This is a genomic window from Chitinophaga ginsengisegetis (assembly GCF_900168065.1).
Lineage (GTDB): Bacteria > Bacteroidota > Bacteroidia > Chitinophagales > Chitinophagaceae > Chitinophaga > Chitinophaga ginsengisegetis.
Map to the genome: position 1 here is coordinate 366,799 of NZ_FUZZ01000001.1, position 16,230 is coordinate 383,028.

General features: G+C 48.0%; 15 protein-coding genes. 14 read left to right on the forward strand and 1 reads right to left on the reverse strand.

The genetic code is table 11. The annotated features are described in order from the left end of the window. Positions 1-9 precede the first annotated feature (9 nt). A complete protein-coding gene (locus tag B5Z18_RS01395; protein ID WP_079467625.1) occupies positions 10-1,650 on the forward strand; it encodes a SusD/RagB family nutrient-binding outer membrane lipoprotein in 1,641 nt (546 codons plus the stop codon). A 230-nt stretch (positions 1,651-1,880) separates the two neighbouring features. On the opposite strand, the gene B5Z18_RS01400 is transcribed toward B5Z18_RS01395, so the two are convergent. Then, positions 1,881-3,629, reverse strand: coding sequence for a glycosyl hydrolase family 18 protein (locus B5Z18_RS01400; RefSeq protein WP_235015923.1), 1,749 nt, complete (start codon positions 3,627-3,629; stop codon positions 1,881-1,883). A gap of 166 nt (positions 3,630-3,795) precedes the next feature. Here B5Z18_RS01400 and B5Z18_RS32910 point away from each other — a divergent pair, with 166 nt between their 5' ends. The 13 genes from B5Z18_RS32910 to B5Z18_RS01455 all read left to right on the forward strand — a co-directional run bounded on the left by B5Z18_RS32910 (position 3,796) and on the right by B5Z18_RS01455 (position 16,229). After that, on the forward strand, positions 3,796-3,918 hold the full coding sequence (locus tag B5Z18_RS32910) for a hypothetical protein (RefSeq protein WP_262488086.1): 123 nt from the start codon (positions 3,796-3,798) through the stop codon (positions 3,916-3,918). 286 nt (positions 3,919-4,204) lie between these two features. Further along, positions 4,205-4,777 (forward strand): Pvc16 family protein, encoded by a 573-nt coding sequence (locus tag B5Z18_RS01405; protein WP_079467627.1) that lies wholly within the window; start codon positions 4,205-4,207, stop codon positions 4,775-4,777. 31 nt (positions 4,778-4,808) lie between these two features. Continuing rightward, a complete protein-coding gene (locus tag B5Z18_RS01410; protein ID WP_079467628.1) occupies positions 4,809-5,636 on the forward strand; it encodes a hypothetical protein in 828 nt (275 codons plus the stop codon). Positions 5,637-5,653: 17 nt separating this feature from the next. Beyond that, positions 5,654-7,156, forward strand: coding sequence for a phage tail sheath family protein (locus B5Z18_RS01415; protein WP_079467629.1), 1,503 nt, complete (start codon positions 5,654-5,656; stop codon positions 7,154-7,156). A 43-nt stretch (positions 7,157-7,199) separates the two neighbouring features. Beyond that, entirely contained in the window at positions 7,200-7,655 is a 456-nt protein-coding gene (locus B5Z18_RS01420) for a phage tail protein (RefSeq protein WP_079467630.1), read from the forward strand. A gap of 84 nt (positions 7,656-7,739) precedes the next feature. After that, positions 7,740-8,213, forward strand: coding sequence for a phage tail protein (locus B5Z18_RS01425; RefSeq protein WP_079467631.1), 474 nt, complete (start codon positions 7,740-7,742; stop codon positions 8,211-8,213). Between the two features lie 2 nt (positions 8,214-8,215). Further along, complete coding sequence (locus tag B5Z18_RS32420) at positions 8,216-8,383, forward strand: DUF5908 family protein (protein WP_159454144.1); 168 nt, start codon at positions 8,216-8,218, stop codon at positions 8,381-8,383. Beyond that, the gene (locus B5Z18_RS01430; RefSeq protein WP_079467632.1) at positions 8,380-9,051 is read left to right on the forward strand and encodes a CIS tube protein; all 672 of its coding nucleotides are present in this window, start codon (positions 8,380-8,382) and stop codon (positions 9,049-9,051) included. Before B5Z18_RS32420 ends, B5Z18_RS01430 begins: the two co-directional genes overlap by 4 nt. 6 nt (positions 9,052-9,057) lie before the next feature. Further along, positions 9,058-10,866, forward strand: a complete 1,809-nt coding sequence (gene vgrG, locus B5Z18_RS01435; RefSeq protein WP_079467633.1) for a type VI secretion system tip protein VgrG — start codon at positions 9,058-9,060, stop codon at positions 10,864-10,866. A 16-nt stretch (positions 10,867-10,882) separates the two neighbouring features. Further along, a complete protein-coding gene (locus B5Z18_RS01440) occupies positions 10,883-11,185 on the forward strand; it encodes a PAAR domain-containing protein (protein WP_079467634.1) in 303 nt (100 codons plus the stop codon). 2 nt (positions 11,186-11,187) lie between these two features. After that, positions 11,188-11,610 carry a GPW/gp25 family protein gene (locus B5Z18_RS01445; protein WP_079467635.1) on the forward strand — a complete coding sequence of 141 codons (423 nt, stop codon included), beginning with the start codon at positions 11,188-11,190 and terminating at the stop codon, positions 11,608-11,610. Beyond that, positions 11,607-15,404 (forward strand): hypothetical protein, encoded by a 3,798-nt coding sequence (locus B5Z18_RS01450; RefSeq protein WP_079467636.1) that lies wholly within the window; start codon positions 11,607-11,609, stop codon positions 15,402-15,404. Before B5Z18_RS01445 ends, B5Z18_RS01450 begins: the two co-directional genes overlap by 4 nt. 45 nt (positions 15,405-15,449) lie before the next feature. Next, positions 15,450-16,229, forward strand: a complete 780-nt coding sequence (locus tag B5Z18_RS01455) for a hypothetical protein (RefSeq protein WP_079467637.1) — start codon at positions 15,450-15,452, stop codon at positions 16,227-16,229. Position 16,230: the final 1 nt, after the last annotated feature.

The window sequence follows — 16,230 nt, forward strand, 5'->3', positions numbered from 1 at the left end:
GTGCGGAACATGAAAAAAATAATCTTTATCATCAGCCTGTCGTTTGCATTTACCTCCTGTAAGAAATGGGTGGACATCAACGACAATCCCAATAGCGCCAATTCATCTGTACCAACCGCTGAACAACGGCTGCCACCACTCATCGCGCAGTTCTGCGATGCGTATGAAAGCACCGGCACCCGCGCAGCCTATCTTTCACAACAACTGGCTTCTGTATATGTCAGCGGCGGCAGCAACTACAATCTTACTGCCTGGGTATCCAACAGTACCAACATACAGTGGCCGTGGCAGTGCTGGTATGTAAATACCGCCGTGAATGTGACGCCGCTGATCACCGCAGCAGAAAAAGTGCAGGCCTATCATTATATCGGCGCCGCCAAAATCATTAAGGCATGGGGCTTTGGCACCCTCGCAGATGTATACGGCATGATGCCCTATGATCAGTTTGATGATCCCACTACCATCACGCCTAAATTTGACCAGGCATCCTACATCCAGGAAAAAGTGCTGGCGCTGCTGGATGAAGCCATTGCAGACTTGCAGAAAACCCAGGGCCCCACTGCACCGGCACTGGCCAAAGGAGATATCCTCAACAACGGCAGCACCGACAAATGGATCCGCCTGGCCTATGGCCTGAAAGCCCGCTGGTTAAACCACACTTCTGCATTGCCGGGCTTCAACGCACAGGCTGTACTGGATGCCGCATCAAAAGGTGCCCAATCGAAAGACCAAAGCGCTGTGATGCAATATGTGGATGAAGGTCCAACGGTAACCTCTTCTGCCAAAGAAGCGTTGCAATACACCAACACGGCTACTACCGCCAGGATCACCAAGCTGTACATGGATTACCTTACCAATAACTATACAGGCGCCCCCAAAGGCATCAATGATATGGAAGATCCGAGAGTAGACCTGCTCGTTCCCAGCACCGCCGACCGGAACGGCGTACTGCATCGTACACAGGGCGTGGATATGACCTCCGGTATTACCAATACAGGCCCGTTGTCATATACCTACAACATCAGTAACAATACTTTTTCGAACAAAGATTCTATTTATGTAATCATGCGCAAAACACCGTATGCGCCAACAGCTACCGACCGGATACAATCCACCGGTACCTGGTACACCCGCAGGGGCGGAAAAGGTTTATTGTTTACCAATGCAGAACTGCGTTTTATTGAAGCAGAAATCCTGATTAAGCAAGCCAAAAACACAGAGGCGTTAACGGCCTATAAAGCGGGTATCCGCGCGCACATGGAGTTACTGGATATTCCCGCAGGCACCATCGACGCCTTCCTGAACAGCAGCTCTGTTGTACAGTTGCCGGCGTTGCTTACGCTTAGCAATATCATGATCCAGAAATACATTGCACTGTCCTATTCCCCGGAGAACTGGGCAGACCTGCGCCGGTTAAATTACTGTGCCGATGCCGCCGGTAATTATAGTGAGGCCACTGGTGTTTATAAAGGATTTAAACGTCCGGCACATGTAAACACGCTGTATTATCCAGCTCAAACCGACTGGCCACGCCGCTTTGCCGTACCCAGTTATGAAATCAATTACAACAGTACACAGGTACTGAATGCGGATCCTACAGCGAGTAGCCCGACGTATATCAGTCAGCCGGTGTGGTGGAATAAAAAATAGGGCGAAGGTTGTCTTACTCAGGATTAGATTGATTATACTGATTTAATGATTTGATCACTTTTGATTTTAAAAGATTTTGGGAGATATAAGCGAATATCCGTTTATATCTCCCAAAGTCATTTACATCCTTTATAAAATCCAAAAAAATAAAATCAGCAAAATCAGTATAATCAATCTAATCCTGAGTAAGACAACATCCGCTTAAACATCTACCTGGTTTCGTTATCCTGTTAAGGTACATCATCATCTTTAAAAAACGGTTGCAGGAAAAAGTGCATGATCAATAATCCCAGTACAAAACCAATACCCAGTATAGCCAGCACACTCGTTAACGGCACGCTGTGACACTGACTCGGTATGCTGCTGATCCCCACAAACGACATTTCCTTATTCAGGAAAAGCGCCATAAAACCACTGACCACCGTAAGTAAGATTAGTACAATCAACAGGATCAATAATTTCTTCCGCCACTTCCAATCGTCACCCTGTGTTTTTACAAAGTAAAAATAAACCGCACCCGCTATTAACACTAAAATAAAAAAGCTGATAGTGAAATAAACAAAGTAAACATCCCCTTCATACTGTGATGCATCAACGCTGCAGGGATCTTTGAATAAAATAGCATAGATACGCAGTTCTCTTTTTACACGCTGCCAGAACGTGAGGTGTTGTGGGACCGGGGGATACAGGGAAACGGTATCAAGAACTAGTGTATCTGTAACAACAAATTTATCCACTAATGCATCCCAGAGATCCGTAGTGCCGTTATCCGCTCCCAATGTCCAGATGGCAATACCACCCAGTTCATTCTTCATCGCAAAATCATACTTCATCGACATACTGATGCCATCATCAAACCAGATCTCTTCTTTTACCACGCCATACTGATCTCTTACTTCTATAAAAAAAGTACTGGTTGTTTCATCGAAGATAGCAACGGTATCAGAAGGGTATTGTTTACGGATATCACTGTAGCTTACATAACGACTGAATACATCCGGGTTGCCATCTCTGCCTTTCTTCCACACTGCACCGTAGTAGGGCAATAACAGGGAAAGCTGCGCAGGTGGAATATCTCCCTGCAGGTAACGGGATACTGCTCCTGTCAAAGACTTTGAAGCATTGCCGTCCATCGGTGCAAGTGGCCCGGCTGTTTCTCCGCCGGCTTGCGTGAAATCAATGATAAAGTAATCGACGTAGCTGCGCAGGGCGCGCAGATCATAGTTGTAAGAAGGATCGTACGGTGGTATAACTACGTTAATTTTAAAATTCTTATTTGTATTTTTTAGTGTACCTGAAAGCGTAGCGATGAAGCTGCTGAAAGCATCGCGCTGATGATCCGGCAACGCCTGAAAATAAATAGTAACGCCATCTGCTTTTCGTTGTACTAACAAACGGGCAAGGCTATCCGAAAATAAGGTTTGTGCATTTTTACTTTTCAGGAGGGCAAGTATGTTGCTGCTTTTTTTATCAAGAAAAAGAAACTGCAGATTGCATCCTGCTGACAGGGCATCGGGAACAGACCTCACTTCATCCTGCTGGAACGCAGGCTGGATACGGCCGGTCTGGCCATCTACCAGGTATCCCAGGAAACTGTAAGTACTCAGCGCGTTAAAATTATACGTGGTATATGCCTGCTCCATCCAGTAGGGCTGGATACCCATTACATTTATTTTTTGCGAGAGGCGGACCAGGTAACGCGCACCGAGGCTGTCGCTCAATCGTAAGGTATCTACCTGATCGGGGGGCCGTCCGTACAAAGACCGGATAGCGGTGAGATGTGCGGCTTTGGTATTCTCCGCTTCCTGTTCCTCACTCTTCTTCTGCAGAATGGGCATCATTTTATCCACCAACGCATCAAGGTCGGTTCCGGGTACAGGACTATCCGGTTCCTGCACCGGTTTTTTACTGCTGGTATCTGTGTCCGGACTTGCAGGTTGTGAAGCATGACTTGATGCGATGGTATTAAGCAATGCCATCAATGAATCGAACTGTTGGTTTTCTCTTTTGGTTAATGCTTCGTTTAATTTTCGTATGTCATCCTTACTAACTACCAGTGAATCCGTTAACGTTTGGTTGATGATATATAAAACGCGGGCGCGCTCGCGCGCGTGAGCATTATGTCGGAAGCGAAATACTTTTAAAATGCGTTGTATAAGTTTAGCATTCACCGCAGTATCCGATGGCACCTTCGGAGGCTTCGGCAATTTCGGTACTGGTGGCGGCTTTGGCGGCTTCGGCAATTTAACTGGAGATTCCTGGAAATAATGGCGCACACTACTATTGTTGCCGTATACGGTACTGTTGCAATGAAAAAAAACGAGGAATGCAATTATTAGGGCGGTTATTTTTTGAGCGGGAGTCATCAGGATATTTAGATAATAAAAGATAGAAAAATATTTTTTCAAATAAAAATATTTAAATCGCTTTTTTGAATTTATATTGTGACATCAACTTGAAAACTCAATTCCATTTCTCAAAATAACGAACATCTTTCAGCCCGGAAATTTACAGGACAGTATACATCACACGGTAAGCATTAAATACTAATCCAATGATCTATGAGGCCCTTAGCTGTGTTACAGAAGACATCAACAATAACCTGAAGCGAAAATTACAGATTAACGAAGATAAGGTGATACTTTCCGGTATTGTAAACCAGGATGGATCCGTAGCGATACAAGGCGAAAACAAAATGCTTGTAACGCTTGTCAATGTTGAAAAAGAGACAGCAAGAACATCCGTTTCAAATACCGGCGCTGGTATGTATAACACTTCAGCAGCGGCGGTATCCGTGAACCTCTATGTACTATTTTCTGCCTACTTCAGCAGCAATAACTACGCGCAGGCTTTAAGATTTCTTTCCTACACCGTTGCGTTCTTTCAATCGAAAAATACCTTTACCGCACAGAATACACCTGCGTTAGATGCTGGCATCAGCAAGCTTGCCTTTGAACTGGAAAGCCCCGGAGCCGACAGGCTAAACAACATGTGGGCCACGCTGGGCGCCAAGTACATGCCATCCGTATTGTATAAGGTGCGCATGCTTACGTTCGACGATTCAATCATCAAAGAGTACAGGCCAGCTGTTGCGGGCACTGCCGGAGAAATGTTACCGGCGAGATAAATTGTTATCCTTAGCTAGTTGAAAAATATGAATGAAACAGCAATATGAAATACTGACTACTATCCGCTATCGTCATGATTTTTTCCAGGCGCTATCCTACGAAGGCATTGGCATCCGCATGTCTGCCGCTACCGGAAAACAGTTACTGAATGCAGATCTGATGCTTAAACAACAGGCATCCGGGTTCTTGTTACTATACAATACCCTGGGCGCTGGAAAGCGCACCAGGAGCGACTTACTGCGGGATAACACCACACTTACCTTTGAGGTAATACTGAAAGATCCCTTGTTTTATAACTATACCGCCATTGATGCCGCCGATATTTCCACACAGTGTTTTGTGTTTGGTAATGATGCCGCCAATGCGCCGGGCGTTTTACACCGGTATCCTTATGCTGATGCAGCAGACCTGCGCGGAACAGCTACTTTGCAGGAAACATTTTTCACCAAACCGTTCGGATTACTGACGCTGGTGCTGAATGAATCTCTACAGGATAACTACGACATCCGGTTTCAGGCCAGAAGCTCCTACTGGTGCTATTACCTGATGAGTGAACAGCTGGCAGCGCTCCCACACCCGGTGATCCTGAACAACAATGGCGTCTCCTGTTTCAGCGAACCACTGCTGGCATCGCTTCCGGAGAGAAACAAAGTACCCGTACTGGTATCCAATGAGCCTATTACACTTTCAGATAGGACTCCTGACGTATTAAAACTGGCGGACAGGCTGCCGGACGAAAGTAACAAACACAAGATCATCATCTCCCAGCTCCCGTCACCGGAAATCAACAGGATCTCTGCTGCAGGAAGATCATGGCATACCAATGGAAAAACGTACTCGGAAATATTTTTATACTAAACAAAAAAACACCTAATATGGCATCAACCTTCATGACCCCCGGGGTTTATATTGAGGAGAAAAATGCGTTCCCCAGTTCCATTACCGCTGTGGAAACTGCAGTGCCTGTGTTCATAGGCTATACGCAGAAAGCAGAAAGGAATGGTAAATCCCTTATCCACAAGCCTACCAGGATCACGTCCTTTGCGGAGTACCTGGAATACTTTGGCAGCGAGTTCAAACCTAAATTCACCCTGGCGGATGCAGACCCCAAAGTGAAGCAGGAAACCTTCAACATCAACGGGAAACCCACCGTGGTGCAGATTAAAGACAACAACACGGCGTACTTCTACAACAGTATCCGTTTGTTTTTCGGCAACAGCGGGAGCCTCTGCTACATCCTGTCGGTAGGCACTTACGGCCATTCAGCGGATGGCCTTACCATTGCGGCAGATGATTTCATTGGCTCAGACACCAAGCCCAATGTATTCACCCTGCTGGAAAAAGAAGCAGAACCTACGCTGATTGTAATGCCCGACATCATTGCACTGGGAGCAGATGCCTATACCACGGTGTACTCGCAGGTGTTACAGCATTGTGCAGACATGCAAAGCCGCTTCGGCATCTTCGACCTGGTAAAACAAAAACCGTCGGATGTACTGGAAGAGGTAATAGGCGCTTTCCGTGACCAGATTGGCGTGAACTCGCTCAACTACGGCGCGGCCTATCACCCCTGGCTGAAAACCACTATTGTACAACCGGATGAAGTGGATTTTGAAAACCTGGATGCTACCGTTGACCTGGAGAAATTATTACCTGAACCTGCTGCTGCACAAATCATCACCAAATACAAAACCAACGCCACACCTGATAAGAATACGAAAAAGAATTTCCATCAGTCGCTGAAGGCTGCCAGTCCCACGTACGTGCATATCCTGGAGGAAGTGCGTTCACAGATGAATGAACTGCCGCCAAGCGGCGCCCTGGCAGGCATCTACACGCTGATTGACAATTCACGCGGCGTATGGAAAGCTCCTGCCAATGTATCGGTGAACATGGTAACAGCTCCTACGGTTAACATCTCCGGAGAAGAACAAAAAAACCTCAACGTAGATATCATGGCGGGAAAATCCATCAACGTGATCAGGCCCTTTACAGGCGTAGGCACACTGGTATGGGGTGCGAGAACACTGGATGGTAATAGTCTCGACTGGCGTTATATCAACGTAAGACGCACGCTCATCATGATTGAGCAATCTGTAAAACTGGCTACGCGCGCTTATGTATTTGAGGCCAATGATGCCACTACGTGGATCACTGTAAAAAGCATGATCAACAACTTCCTGCAAAACCTCTGGAAACAGGGCGCGCTCGCAGGCGCAGCACCGGAACAGGCTTTCGATGTACAGGTGGGGCTTGGCACCACTATGACACCGCAGGATATCCTGGAGGGCAGAATGCTGATCACCGTGAAGGTAGCGCTTACACGTCCTGCTGAATTTATCATCATCACTTTCCAGCAGCAAATGCAGGAATCTTAACCAGCAACTAAAATTTATTCAATAACTTTTAAAACTTGCAATTATGGCAGATGACGGCTCCACCCAATCACAGGCCACCTGGCCTATGGTAAAGTTTTCTTTCAAAGTCATGTGGGATGGCAAAGAGATCATATTCCAGGAAGTAACCGGGCTTACTTCCGAAACACAGGTAATAGAATACCGTGGCGGCAGCAATCCTGTATACTCGGTAGTAAAAATGCCGGGGATCGCCAAGTTCAATAATATCACCCTGAAGAAAGGCATCTTCAAAGGAGATACTACCCTGTGGGATAATTATGATCTCATCAAAATGAATACCATCAAGCGTTCCACCATTGTAATCAGTTTGCTGGACGAAACCGGGCAAACGGCTATGAACTGGACACTGACCAATGCGTTTCCCTGTAAAATGACCGTTACCGATATGAAATCCGACGCCAATGAAGTGGCGGTGGAAACAATGGAAGTAGCGCATGAAGGACTGCATTTAACCAAATAAAAAAAACGGACAACGGGTAGCGAAGCCGCAGGAATGACTTCGTTATCCGTTACTCCGTTTATTCATGGATTCAAATAAATTGTCATGCCTATTCCACCACCACCACCCTCCTCCGCACAAACGCCGTTTTACCCGCCCGTAGGATTTTACTTCCGGGTAATGGTGCCGGGTATTACCGGCGGCAATGAGGGCAACTTCCAGGAAGTAAGCGGGCTAACCGCTACCATTACACCGCTGGAAGTAAAGGAAGGAGGTGAAAACAGGTTTACCCACCGTCTTCCGCAGGCGCCCAAATATGGTAACCTGGTGCTGAAAAGAGGCATGCTCACCGGCTCACCACTGATACGCTGGGCGCAGAACAGTATTAATCTTTTTACGTTTTCGCCGGTAGCAGTGGTTGTTAGTTTGATGAATGCCAACCGCGGACTGGTGGCCTCGTGGCAATTTGTAAATGCATATCCCGTAGCATTGAAAGTATCAGAATTCAAAGCGCAGGAAAACGTTATTGCCCTCGAAACACTGGAACTATGCTATGATTATTTTCAACAAATCAGTTAGTTATGCCTTTGGAAATAAGAGAACTGGTGATAAAAGTCACCATAGAAGAACATCCCCCGCAGGCAACCCACCACACCGGCGTGAAAGACCTGCAAGCCCTGAAAGATAAGATAGTGAGGGAATGTATGGATAAATTAATTACCAGTATAGAGAACTTACCCGCAAGATGAACCCTACAGGAGGACCCACCAAATTATTACTGGCCGGCTACGCAGATGCGGAAGCCACAGAGCTGATCGATAGTGTATCTGCCGTGATCAACCCGGATAACTATACGCTCAACTATACGATCAATTATAAAAACACGGATGAGCAGGGCGCAGTAGCGCCCACACAGATCTTCAGCAGCATGGAGTCGGGCAACTTCGACCTGGAACTGCTGGTAGATGGAACCGGCGTAATCCCTATTCCCGGCGGATTAACAGTAGATGCCTATATCGAAAAAGTGATGAACATCGCGTATAACTACCAGGGAACAGATCACCGCCCCAACTACCTGCGCATCAGCTGGGGAAACACCAGCTTTACAGGCGTATGTAAAAATATCAATATCAAGTATAGCCTGTTCAGTACTACCGGCGTGGCATTGCGTGCCGTGATCAAACTTACCGTGATTGAGTCGGTAGCCTTTGCAACGAAAATAAAAGAATCCGGCGTATCATCACCGGACCTTACACATATGCGGACCGTACTGGCCGGCGATACCCTTCCCTTAATGACCTATCGTATTTACGGTGAACCGGGGTATTACATGGAAGTAGCCAGGGTAAATGGTTTGAACAGCATCCATGATATTAAACCCGGCGACGGACTCTATTTTCCCCCGCTAAAGAAATAAATACTTATGGCAGCAGTTGTACCTATCAATATAGCAGATCCTACCCTGCAGTATACCATCACGGCAAACGGCACCGCCGTGCAATACACGTACCCTGTTATATCTGTAACGATACATCATGAACTGAACCGGATTTCCTGGGCAGAAATCATGTTATCGGATGGTACCACGGCGAAAGCATCCACCGGTGTGATCGGCGATTTTCCTGCCAGCGACAGCGACAGCTTTTTACCCGGCAACACGGTTACCATTACTGCCGGTTATGGCAATACCGGTGAAGAACTTATTTTCACCGGCGTAGTGGTAAAGCAGTCGATACAGGCCACCGACCAGGGTTTCCACCTGATCGTCACCTGCAAGCACAGCGCCGTACAAATGACTATCACAAAAAAAGATGCAGTCTTTATAAACCAGACAGACAGCGCCATCATGTCTACCACCATTAGTAATAATGGATTGAGTGGAGATATACAAAGCACCAGTGCTATCAATGAACTGGTATTTCAGAAGTTTTGCACCGACTGGGATTTCCTGCTATCACGCGCGGAGTTTAACGGCTTCGTGGTATCACTGGTAGGCGCACAAATAGTGGCGGCCCCGCCGGTGGTAAGCGGAGAGCCGGTAGTATCAGTGGCTTTCGGCGAATCACTGATCAACTTCAACGCCTCTGTGAGCGCAGAAAAACAGGTGCCTTCCCTCACCGCTGCTGCATGGGATCCGCAAACATTGGCCATGATCACTGCTACTGCCGCGGAGCCGGGGCTGAATGCGCAAGGCAACCTGGAAGCTACCACACTCGCTTCCGCACTGCATCAAACACCGCTGCAACTGGTATCCAACTCACCGCTGGCGCAGGAGAGCTTACAGTCGTGGGCCAACAGCACCTTGTTGCGTATGCGCCTGGAATCTATCAGCGGACAGGTGTCCTTCATGGGCAATGCCACCGTATGGCCCAATACATTGATCACCTTAGCCGGCGTAGGTTCACGCTTTAACGGTAACGCCTATGTGTGGGCCGTAACGCATACACTCAAAGAAGGCGTGTGGAATACCAACGCAAAATTCGGGTTGAACAGCAAACCTATTTATGAAAGGGAAAACTTTTCCTACTCGCCTGCAAACGGGCAGTTGCCGGCTATACAAGGACTTCAGCTGGGCACCGTAGTAGCCATTTCACAGGACCCTGGCGCAGAGTACCGCGTGCAGGTGATGCTGGCCACCACGGCTACCGGTCAGCAAGGCACCTGGGCCCGGCTGTCTACTTTCTACGCCACAGAAAGCGCAGGCGCTATCTTTTTCCCGGAAGTAGGCGACGAAGTAGTAGTGGCTTTTATAGAGAATGATCCGCGGTACCCGGTGATCATCGGTTCCCTGTACGGTAAGATGAAAACGCCGCCGGTGATACCCGCAGATAATAACAATTACATCAAGGCGCTGTATACCAAGAGCCAGCTGAAAATTACGTTTGATGATGAGAACAAGATCATCACCGTGACTACGCCGGGAGGCAACAGCATTGCACTGAACGACATGGCGCAGGAAATAGTGATCCAGGATCAGAGCAGCAACAGCATCACGATGGCGCCGGCAGGCGTTACCATTAACAGCGCCAGCGATCTTACGCTGCAAGCCACGGGGCAGCTCAAACTGAATGGAATGGCCGTGAACGTTGCCGCCACCACAGCACTGGAAATGAGTGGCGCCACCCTTTCCATGTCGGCGGATACTACACTCAGCGCCACGGGGAACGCATCTGCCACCCTCTCTTCTTCTGCCTCCACTATCATACAGGGAGGCGTGGTAATGATTAATTAAAACTTAAAAACAACTCATGGGACAACCAGCCGCAAGGATCACAGATATGCATGTATGCCCGCTCATCACACCGGCGCTGCCACCGATTCCGCATGTAGGCGGCCCGATAGTAGGACCCGGTATGCCCACCGTATTAATCGGCGGACTGCCCGCTTCTGTAGCAGGTGATCTGTGTACCTGCGTAGGGCCACCGGATTCGGCTATCATGGGATCGTTCACAGTGTTGATAGGTGGTCGGCCCGCGGTACGTATGGGCGACAGCACTGCCCACGGCGGCGTAATAGTATTAGGATGTCCAACGGTATTAATAGGAGGTTAACAATGGCAAAAGATATCAAATCATTTTTAGGGACAGGCTGGAGCTTCCCTCCTTCCTTCGACAAACCCAATGCATCCGTACTGATGGTATCTGATGTGGCAGATATTGAAGAAAGTATCCGCATCATTCTCAGCACCATTCCCGGCGAACGCACAATGCTGCCGGATTTCGGCTGCAACATCCGCAAGCTGGTGTTTGAAGTGGCAGACTCGCGTTTTTCAGGAGAACTGAATCATCTCATCTATCACGCCTTGCTGGAATACGAACCACGGATCAAACTGGTGGACACGCAGATCGTTGACCAGACAATGGAAAGCGGCACCGTATATGTACAGATCAACTATACCGTGATCTCTACCAATACACGGCACAACCTCGTGTATCCGTTCTACTTCCTCGAAGGTACCAACATCAGTACGCGATGAGTAACTACTTTGAAAATATACAGGATGGCGTCAGCCAGTTGGAACGGCAACTGGATGCATTGCAACCTGCCTATGTAAAAGTAGACGACAGAAGTACCTTTGACCTGCTGGCGCAGCTGACGGCGCTCTCCAGCCAGTTTAACTATTATAATTTTAATCATCAGCCGGATGGCGACTGGCAGGAGTTCTTTCATGCGGATCTCGTGATCATGCTCATCATTTGCTCCAATCTCCAGTTCACGGCCTATGAAGAAAAATATCTCTTCCTGCGGGAAGCAATGGGCAAAGCTGGAAATGAAGCCAGTCTTTTTAAACACACCGCCGGCTTCTTCTCCCTGCTCTATGACATTGCCATTGAGCTGATGGATGTATTGCAGAAGTTATCCCTGTCAGATAAACAGCAGGTGATCCGGCATTATGCAGACCAGGTAATCCAGTCTGTGGAAGAAGAAACCACGAAATTATACCGGTATGAACTACAGGTAAAACAATTGTTCCCCTATGAAACGGCCAGGCATCATACGCTCCGCAGCGCCGCTACCACAGCCAGGTTGCAGGCGCTGTTCCCGGGTATTTCAAATAATACCGCCGAAGGGGAAGATACCTTCAGCGGATTTTTTTCGCTGAATGAAATTTATGATACCCTGCGTACTAAATTTTACCAGACTTCCAGCTCTTCATCTTACTATCTGAAGAATCAGCTCCACGAACGGAAACATACGCCGCATATGGGGCTGTTAATGACCTTTACGGAGCTTTACAAACACCTGCAGGACCAGATCAACGAAATGCCCAAAAGGCATCTCGATTATTACTACCGCACCATTCTGGGTATGGAGCCGCTGCATGCCGTGCCGGATAAAGTACATATCCTGATCATGCCGGCGCCGCAGGTAGATAATCTTACCATCGATAAGGGGGAAATAGTGCTTGCTCCCACTATCGCCAGGAAGGAACCGCTGAAATACCAGCTGCGCGATACACTCAAAGTACATGCTACCACTATCACCGCTGTACATACCCTGTATGTAAGTAACTATCTGCAGATCGCGGCGCGGTCGCTGCAAACCAATAACATCTGCGAAGCAGCTATCTATCATGCTATTCACCCGGTAATACCGGCACCGGCATTTGCGAAGCTCACTATCCCGCCTGTTACCTGGCCTTTGCTGGGGGAAGATCAGCACGACCTTTCGCAATCCGTACGCACAATGGAAAATACGTCGGTTGGTTTTATGATCGGGTCACCCGCTTTATACCTTACAGAAGGAAGCCGCTCCGTGCAGGTGCGGGTGCATTTCAACGCCGCCAGTTATGCGGGGCTGATAGCATACCTGCAGAATTTCTCTGCCGTTACCGGCAGAAACCCCGCTGTTATCACCAGTGAACTGATGTCCGGCGCATTTCTTTTATACTACACCACTCCCACCGGATGGGCGCCCATTAAACATTACAACGTGCGTTGCAGCGCCGCGGAGCAGGCAGACAACGCCATACTGATCAACTTCCTGTTGCGCGGCAGCGAAGCTCCTTCCGGTGTATATAACCCGGAAGTGCATGGCGCCAATATTTCTTCAGCGTTGCCACTGGTGAAAATATTGCTGAACAATAACAGCTTTCATCACTCCTACTCTTTTCTCCGTCACCTCGTACTGGAGCGGGTAACGGTAACGGCTAAGGTAACCGGCTTCAGGGCGGTAAAACTGGATAACAATATCGGGGAACTGAATGCTTATAGTTCTTTCAGGATCTTCGGTCCCATGCCGGCAGTCGGTTCATTTCTTGATATCTGTAACACCAATGTTTTTAATAAGTATACAAAAGACTTCAGCATAAAACTGGAATGGCTGGAGCTGCCCAAAAATATAAATGGGTTCGATACCTACTTTGCCGCCTACCCGGGCAATATGACCAACAACGCTTACAAGGTAGGACTCAGCAGCATTAACAACGGCGTATTTTTGCCCGAACGCGGCAACCAGGAACAGTTCCGGCTTTTTGATACCTATCGTGACAAAGAAGGTGATGTGTATCTGGCAGATACCACACTGATCAAAGAGCCCGACTTTAATAAGATCAGTTTCTCCAACGGAATGAAACTGGATAAAGAAGCAAAGCGCAGCGGCACAGCTTACAGGCAGGGCGCCGTCAGGCTCGAACTGTCGGCTCCTTCCGAAGCATTCGGATACCAGTTGTATACACTCATCTTTCCTGAAATAATTTTATACAACGCCAAACACCCCTCGCGGAAAAAGCCAATGCCGGGCCTGCCTTATGTGCCGGTGGTAAAGTCCATTTCCATCAACTATACGCTGGAACATTCCGAATCATTGAAGCCAGGAAAAATATCTATACCCGGCGAAACCATGGAAGTACATCATGTGGGTGTATTCGGGAATGAAGAAATTTATCCCGGCAATGGCGCCAATGATTTCTCGCTGCTTCCTGTGTTCAATGAAGCCGGTCATTTGTATATTGGTTTTAACCAGCTGAAACCGGGAGAAGAGTTGTCGCTGTTATTCCAGCTGGAAGATAAATATTTCACCGACACCACTACCCGCCTTACCCCGTTGAACTGGAGTTACCTGGCGGATAACAAATGGCATCCTTTTGAAGGCATGTGTCTTTTATCAGACAATACCAATAATCTTTCGCGGAGTGGCATTGTAAAGATCAGGGTGCCCTGGGGCATCAATACCAATAACAGCATCATGTCGCCAGACGCCTGGTGGATCAGGATTTCAACGCCTTCCCATGAATGTATCACACCACGGGTCATTGGTATTTTCCCCAATGCAGTAACTGTAGAGCGCGTGTTTGAAGGCGTGGGCGGTTCGCTGGAAAAGGTATTGTCGCTCCCACCACTGACCATAAAAAATACAAAGCGGGATATCCGCACAATCCAGGCCATCTGGCAATTGTTTCCTTCTTTCGGAGGCCGGAAAACAGAGCCGGAAAGTAAGTTCTATACGCGTGTCAGCGAAAGGCTGCGGCACAAGCAACGGCCTGTTGCAGCACTGGATATTGCACAGGTATTACTGGAAGCTTTTCCGGAGATACTGATTGTAAAATGTATCACTGCGCCGCCCGGCGCCAGGGATGAAGATGTAAGCATTGTGGTGGTTCCGCGGCAATCGGACAGTGGCCTGTTTATCAGTGCAGAACCAAAAGTAGACCTGGATACGCTGTGCCGCATCCAGAATTTTATGCAGCAGCATATCTCTCCTTTTGTTGCGTTATCGATCCGCAACCCGGTGTATGAAAGCGTGAAAGTTGTGTGCAGTATTATGTTCAGGGATCCTTCTGAAAACAACCAGAACAGCCACCTGCAACAGTTACACCTTGATATCCAGAAATATCTTTGCCCGTGGTTGTTTGATCCTTCCTCGCATTTGAAGATAGGCAGCACCCTGTATAAATCTGAACTATTGAATTATATCAACCGGCAGCCTTATGTAGAATATATCACCGGTTTTTCACTGGTGCATTTTTATTATACAAAAGATGAAGATACCGGTATGGTGACTGCCTACAGCACAGATACCGCCATAGGCGATCTTCAGCAGGTTACGCCTTCTTTGCCGCAGGCCGTGCTGATCCCGTCGAAGGAACACCTCATTACAGTATTGCGGTCGCCGGAATACAAAGAGCCGGAACCATTGGGCATTGATGCGCTGAAGATCAGCAGCGAACTCATCATCGGTAACGACCATCCCGTTATAACGCCAACGGACCAACGACCGGATCATGCTACCGATGAAGAAATGCTCACGATCTCTATAATGCCGCCCTGATCAATATCTGGCAACTATTCATCTCTTAATATAAACTCCTGACATATGGACATGCAAAATAAAAAAGTATACGGGCGGGATGAGCTGAAACAGTATTTCAGAAATGGTGTGATGCCAACAGAAAATCATTTCGGCTACCTGATAGATTCTACCATCAACAAACAGGAAGATGGTTTTTCAAAAGATGAAGACAATGGCTTGCTGGTATCTACGCTCGGTGACTCCAAGCGGCTGGTATCCTTTTACCGCGCCACCGACGACCTCGAGCCTTTCTTCTGTATGGAAAAAGATGAACAGGACTACCCGGCCCTGCGCCTGAAACCCGGTACCGGTGAAGACGATCAGACCGGCCCCGGAAAGAGTTTCTTTTTTCATATGAACGGTAACCTGGGCATCGGAAAAAAAAGCGACCCCCGTTTTAAAATAGATGTCAACGGTTTTGCCGGTATGCAGGGACGCATGGGTACCTTCAAAACTGGCGCCGTTCCGGCCAATGGCAAATGGCATCCCATCCTGGAATCACTGGATAACTGCCAGGCATTTGAAGTGATGGCCCGAACCGGCAGGAAAGGCGCTGGCAGGGTAGCATTGCTTCATGCCACCGCACTGGCCGCCTATGGCGGATCACATAACCGGATCAGCCAGCGTTGCGCCCACTACGGCTTCTTCTGGAATAAGATCAGGCTGCGCTGGAAAGGCACCACGCACAACTATGCGCTGCAATTACGCTCCAACAGCAACTATGGAGATGGCGTGGAAATATTTTATAACATCACCCGGTTATGGAGCGATGAGCTGTTTATGCCGGATGAGTATTACTATTAAT